Annotated in this window: 6 protein-coding genes; all 6 read left to right on the top strand. The window is 38.1% G+C overall.

The genetic code is table 11. From position 1 onward, the window contains the following. Positions 1-307: 307 nt before the first annotated feature. A complete protein-coding gene (gene rpsA, locus ACQV2G_RS01445; protein ID WP_428875897.1) occupies positions 308-1,588 on the top strand; it encodes a 30S ribosomal protein S1 in 1,281 nt (426 codons plus the stop codon). A 98-nt stretch (positions 1,589-1,686) separates the two neighbouring features. Beyond that, positions 1,687-3,000 (top strand): ribosome biogenesis GTPase Der, encoded by a 1,314-nt coding sequence (der, locus tag ACQV2G_RS01440; protein ID WP_428873711.1) that lies wholly within the window; start codon positions 1,687-1,689, stop codon positions 2,998-3,000. 132 nt (positions 3,001-3,132) lie between these two features. Then, positions 3,133-3,408, top strand: a complete 276-nt coding sequence (locus tag ACQV2G_RS01435) for an HU family DNA-binding protein (RefSeq protein ID WP_428873710.1) — start codon at positions 3,133-3,135, stop codon at positions 3,406-3,408. A 160-nt stretch (positions 3,409-3,568) separates the two neighbouring features. Beyond that, the gene (locus tag ACQV2G_RS01430) at positions 3,569-4,765 is read left to right on the top strand and encodes a tetratricopeptide repeat protein (RefSeq protein WP_428875894.1); all 1,197 of its coding nucleotides are present in this window, start codon (positions 3,569-3,571) and stop codon (positions 4,763-4,765) included. A 33-nt stretch (positions 4,766-4,798) separates the two neighbouring features. After that, positions 4,799-5,329, top strand: coding sequence for a YpiB family protein (locus tag ACQV2G_RS01425; protein ID WP_428873708.1), 531 nt, complete (start codon positions 4,799-4,801; stop codon positions 5,327-5,329). Between the two features lie 4 nt (positions 5,330-5,333). Continuing rightward, complete coding sequence (locus ACQV2G_RS01420) at positions 5,334-6,548, top strand: CCA tRNA nucleotidyltransferase (protein WP_428875893.1); 1,215 nt, start codon at positions 5,334-5,336, stop codon at positions 6,546-6,548. Positions 6,549-6,556: the final 8 nt, after the last annotated feature.

Raw genomic sequence — 6,556 nt, 5'->3', positions numbered from 1 at the left:
ATAAGCATGCCCATTTAGAAGCACCTTGTGTAACATATGTTTGACAACTCTAGAATAATATCGGCCTTATTCGCAATATTCGCTAGACGATATCCCTTTCTTTTGTTATAATGTTTCTTAGAGTGCTTGCATAGTGTCTATTAGTAGACTCTATGTAAGTAACAATTTTTATAGGTAACGCTTAGGAGGAACGGGTAGAATGTCAGAGTTTGTTGAGAATAATGAAGTAAATGAAGAAGTAGAAGCAACGGAAGAGGTTGAGACTACTCAAGTAGAAGAAAGCAATGGTTCAGAAACTATTGAAACAATGGAAGATGCTTTAGATAGTGTCTTAGATATTAAAAGTGGCGATACCGTTTACGGTGATGTTTTAGCTTTTGATGAAAATAATCAAGTACGTGTAGCAATTAAAAACAGTGGTGGATTAGAAGGGGTTATCCCAGCTAACGAACTAGCTGCAACACGCGTTGAAGATCCTACTGAAGTTGTAGCAATTGGTGATGAAATCGAATTAGTAGTTATCAAGCCAATCCAAGATAAAGAAAATGGCAACTTCTTATTATCTAAAAAACGTGTCGATGCTAAAAAAGTATGGGCAGAATTAAAAGAAAAATCAGAAAATGGCGAAACAATTGAAGCACCTGTTAAAGATGTTGTTAAGGGTGGTTTAGTAGTTGACGCTGGCGTTAGAGGATTTGTACCAGCTTCAATGGTAGAAGATTTCTTTGTGGATGACTTCTCACCTTATAAGGGTCAAACATTAGAGTTCAAGATTATTGAAATTGATGAAAACGACAACCGTTTAATCTTATCTCATAAAGAAATTGCACGTGAAAAACGTGAAGCTGAACGTGCTCAACGCATGGAAGAATTAGAAGAAAATACAATTGTAGAAGGTAAAGTAGCTCGTCTAACTAACTTCGGTGCTTTCATCGATTTAGGTGGCGTTGACGGATTGGTTCACATCAGCCGTATCGCTCACGAACACGTTAAACATCCAAGTGATAAATTAACTGTTGGTGAAACAATTGAAGTTAAAATCTTGTCAATCGACAAGGAAGAAGGACGTATTTCACTTTCAATCAAGGATACCTTAGAAGGACCTTGGGAAAATATTGAAGAAAAAGCACCAGAAGGTTCTGTACATACAGGAACTGTTAAACGTTTAACTAACTTTGGTGCCTTTGTGGAAGTATTCCCTGGTGTTGAAGGTTTAGTACATATTTCTCAAATTGCTCATGAGCATATTGAAACTCCTCAAGATCGTTTAACTGAAGGCCAAGAAGTTGAAGTGAAAGTTCTTTCAACAGATGCAGAAGCTCAAAGATTATCCCTTTCCATTAAAGCTTTATTAGACAAGCCTGAAGGTTACGAAGAACCAGTTCGTCGCGAACGTCAAGAATCAAATGATTCAGATCGTCCACGTCGTCCAAGAAGAAACCGTAATTCAAATAATCAAACAGCTAACCGTTCTAACCAAGCCCGTCAAAACACTAACTCAATTAATGATGCAGCCAATGAAGGAAGCTTCACATTGGGTGACATGTTAGGCGATGCATTCAAGTCTTTACAAGACGATGCTGAGTAATCGATTCTAATAACATTACTTACTCCAATTGTTTCTTCCATTTTGCTGATTAGCTTAATGGAAGAAACAATTGGTTTTTAATTTATGGAGGTGAAAGTATGGAAATACCAGTAGTGGCTATTGTGGGCCGACCGAATGTCGGTAAGTCCACCTTATTTAATCGCTTAATTGGCGATCGTCTTTCGATTGTAGCCGATTATGAAGGGGTGACGCGTGATCGAATTTATGCAACAGGATCATGGTTAGGTCGTGAATTTCGACTGATTGATACCGGGGGTATTGATATGAGTGATGAACCCCTCATGCATAAAATTAAATACCAAGCTGAAATTGCAATGGAAGAAGCCGACGTTATTATTTTTATGACCTCAAGTCGAGAAGGCGTCACCGATGCGGATGAAGCCATAGCCCATTATTTACACCGCACCAATAAACCGGTGGTTTTAGCAGTCAATAAGGCGGACAATCCAGAACAAAGGCAGCAAGTCTATGAATTTTATGCTTTAGGTCATGGCGATCCCTATCCCATATCGTCTTCGCACGGAACCGGAACAGGAGATTTATTAGACCAATTAGTTTCGCACTTCCCAGCCGATAGTCCGGATGCAGATGATCGCGAACGCATTCGTTTTTCTTTTATTGGACGGCCAAATGTCGGCAAGTCTAGCCTGGTTAATGCCTTATTACAAGAAGAACGTGTGATTGTATCCAATATTGAGGGAACAACCCGTGAAGCAGTCGATACCGATTTTGTTAGTCAATCTGGACGCCATTTTACAGCAATCGACACAGCAGGTATTCGTAAGCGAGGCAAGGTTTATGAAAATACCGAAAAATATTCTGTCATGCGAGCCTTATCAGCCATTGACCGTTCAGACATTGTCTGTCTAGTAATCGATGCAGAGACTGGCATTCGTGAACAGGATAAGAGGGTAGCAGGATACGCTTTTGAAGCCAATAAGGGCATGGTTATTTTAGTCAATAAATGGGATGCCGTCGATAAGACCGACAAATTATTTGAGAAATTTACCGATGATATCCGGAATGAATTCCAATACTTATCTTTTGCGCCCATTCTTTTCGTTTCTGCCAAGACGGGCCAACGCTTAGAGAAACTACCGGCTATTTTGGAAGAAATCTATGAAAACCGCTATCGTCGCATTCAATCTTCGGTCTTGAATGATGTTTTGATGGATGCGATTGCCATGAACCCTACACCCACTGATAAGGGACGTCGGCTTAAGATTTATTATATGACTCAAGTGGCTGTCAATCCACCAACCTTTGTCGTCTTTGTTAATGATACAGAATTAATGCACTTCTCTTATGTAAGATTCTTAGAGAACAGGATGCGTGATTCCTTTTATTTTGACGGTACACCGCTCAATCTAATTATTCGTAATCGAAATTAAGAGATAGGAAGATTTTGTTGTAAAATCAAGGTCAATTCGTTGTCTTAACCTTGATGTTATGTTATTCTATACAAGAAATAATCAACAGATGATTATTTTCCAATCTATAGAAATAAAGGAGGAGATTTATTAATGGCAAATAAAGCAGAATTAGTAGAACGTGTAGCTGGAAAAACTAACTTAACAAAGAAAGATGTAACAGCCACTGTTGAAGCATTATTCGAATCAGTTCAAGAATTTTTATCTGAAGGTGAAAAAGTTCAGATTATTGGTTTCGGAACTTTCGAAGTTCGCGATCGTGCAGCTCGTAAAGGACGCAACCCACAAACTGGTGAAGAAATTGAGATTGCAGCCACTAAAGTTCCTGGCTTCAAAGCTGGTAAAGCTTTAAAAGAGGCAGTTAAATAATTAAGCATTAGATTGGTGATGAAAGTTTCTGGCTTTCATCACTTTTTTATTTATCAGTCTTTATCCTCTAATAGTAATATGAAAATAGATTCAAAGGGATGATCTATTTGGTTGTCTTTGTCTAGCATGGTATAATAGGCTAGACATGGAGGGAACCAAAATGGATAATTTTTTCAGCTTAATGGAGTCTACTAATCAGATTGAGGAGCAATATAAGCTCTTTAAACGCCATTTAAAAAGAATGGATGGAATGGATGAAGTTTTTTTAGCGCAAATATTAGACCGAATGGCTTTTTGGGGTCAATCAGGCTACCGACATCTGCAGATTCAAGCTTATGAAGCTCTTTATCAAAAATTTCCGTCCTCAGTGTTAGCTTTTCTTTTAGGGTATAGTTATTCCGCAGTTAGTCAATATGACAGGGCTTATCAATGGTTGGATAAAGTCGATAAGCAAGACTTGGACCTAGAAGGTCGCTTATTGCTAGCGGATGTCAATCTTAAGCTAGGACACTTAAATGAAGCGCGCAAAGAATTACAAGCTATCATTAACGACCATCCAAGAGATTATCGAGCTTATCATCAAATGAGTGAATTCTATCGCATGCAGGCTATTAATGAAAAAGCAATCTACTATCTTGAGACCTTAATGGAATATTTTATCTCAGAGGATGATTCTTTAAGGCGCCAATGGCGAACAGATCTCTTAGCCCTTTATTTAAGTAGTGAGAGAATCGACACTGAAAAAATCAGTGCATTATTTGATCAAGATAATGAAGATTTGACGATTGAAACAGCTGATGAATGTTATTTATTGGCGCATTTTTATGCCCAAATTAATGATTTCAATCGATCAAATCATTTCTGCGAGTTAGGCCTTCAAATCGATCCCGACCATTTTGAATTAAGACTCTTACAATTAGAAAATTTAACCTATCTACAAGAAACTAGCCGATTTGCCAATCAGTTAGATCAACTATTAAAAAGCCTACCTCCATATGATGGAGTGGTTATGGATTGCCTGCGTTTGGCTGATCGAATGGGAGTCTTTACAGCCAAGCTCATTCAATTATTGGAGGATTACTACCCTTTATTGGATAATGCTGAGGATCAATTCTTAGTTCTCTCGGCCTATGTGGCTTATTATCTTGATCAAAAAGACTATCAACAGGCAAACTTGTTTATGGAAAAATTTGATTTACAAGCCATTGACGAGTCACTTTTGGCCTATTTAAAAGGCAAAATCTTATTTCATCAAGGACAAAAAGAGCAAGCTAAGGCTTATTTAGATCTAGCATGGGATCAACAAGTTCTTGCTAAAGATTTACCTGACATGATCCAGCAATTGTCCAATCTCTAGTCAATCTTAAAAACTCATGAGGGAGGTAAGACCATGGAAAATATTCAAGATAAACACTTATTTTTAAATTGGATGATTCTCAACCATCCTCATCCCAATCGCGAGATAATGATCTTTTTAGCCTATTTACAAATGAGGCCTAGTGAGCTGCAATGGGTTGAGTTTTCGCATGATGTCATCTATGCTCCAAGAGGAATAAAGATATCCTATCCCCCCTTGCAAGAGCCCCCCTTGGTCTATTATAAAGAAGATTATATCTACCATCAGATTGATCAAGCCTTTCACGATTTCCGGTTGAACTCACTTAAAAAGGGTCAAAGCTTTTACATAGAGTTTGATTTAGCCGATTATCAACTAGAGGCGATGCAAAGAGGTCTTTTAAAAGAAAATCCATTTGTCCCCATCCAAATGAAGGCTTTAGATCAAGTCAATCAAAGCTTACATCAAATTAGTCGCCAAGCTTATAAACAAATGATCATGGAAAAGATTGACGGTGCTTTAGAAACAAATAATTACGATCAAATTGAGCAATGGCTTGATCAATTTCAATCCGGTTTGGAGTGATAGCATGCAAATATCTTTAGAGGATTCGCTTTTTCAAGCGTCTATTCCTGTATTAAAAAAAATTGAGTCTCATGGCTATGAGGCTTATTTTGTTGGAGGGGCCATTCGCGATGTGCTATTAGAAAAATCAATAGGGGATATTGACATTGCGACTTCCGCCTTTCCTCAAGAAATTCAAACCATCTTTCCCAAACACTTTGATGTAGGCATCCAACATGGCACCATTGTGGTTTTATATCAAGGAAACTCTTATGAAATAACTACTTTCCGTACCGAATCGACTTATTCGGATTATCGAAGGCCCGACCATGTAGAATTTGTCAGAAATCTTGAGTTAGATACTTTGAGACGAGATTTCACGATCAACGCCATGGCAGTAGACGCCAAGGGCAATTTATATGATTTTCATGGGGGCTATCAAGATTTGAAAGATAAGTTGCTGAGGGCTGTCGGCGAGCCATTGGAACGTTTTCAAGAAGATGCCTTAAGAATCATGCGTGGCATTCGTTTTGCCTCTCAGTTAGGCTTTCGATTAGAAGAAAAAACTTTCCAAGCCATGTGCCAATTAGCTAGCAATCTGTCTAAAATTTCCATTGAACGCATCCGCATTGAATTAGAAAAGATGATGGCAGGGTCTTATTTAACACAAACCATTTCATCCTTTAAAAAGGCTAAGCTAGACCAAGCTTTCCCTCAAGCCAATCAATTTGATTATGTAGAAGGTTTGACTTACTTGGTAAATCAAACAACAGGACAAGCAGGGCTTAGTCCACTTATCACTTGGTCCTTGCTATTAAAGGGAATGGAAATTAATGAAGAAAAGACTCAAAGACACTTGATGAAGCAGTGGACCTTATCTAATCGTTTAATGGAGCAAGTAGTCGCTTTTTTAAAGCTTGACCATGAAATTAGCCAGCAGACCTTCACCATCGAAACCGTCTATGGCTATGCTCAAGAAGTGATTGATCAAATGAATACTTATTTAGAAATCACTGATCAAATGGCTACCAAAAAAGAAATAGAAGTTTTAATAAGTAATTTACCTATTAGAAAGCGGCAAGAACTAGCCATTAATGGTAAGCAAATTATGCAAGCACTTAAAATGGCAAAAGGCGGGCCGGTGATTGGTCAATTGCTCGATCAAATCGAAGCAAAGGTTATTAGAGGAGAATTAACTAACCAAACCGCTGCCATTATTGACTGGCTCAAAGACCAATAAATATATTA

The sequence above is a fragment of the Facklamia sp. P12955 genome (genome assembly GCF_050409565.1).
In the GTDB taxonomy this organism is placed as follows: Bacteria; Bacillota; Bacilli; order Lactobacillales; family Aerococcaceae; genus Facklamia.
The sequence above is the reverse complement of the archived record's forward strand: the minus strand, read 5'-3'. Positions and strand labels throughout refer to the sequence as shown.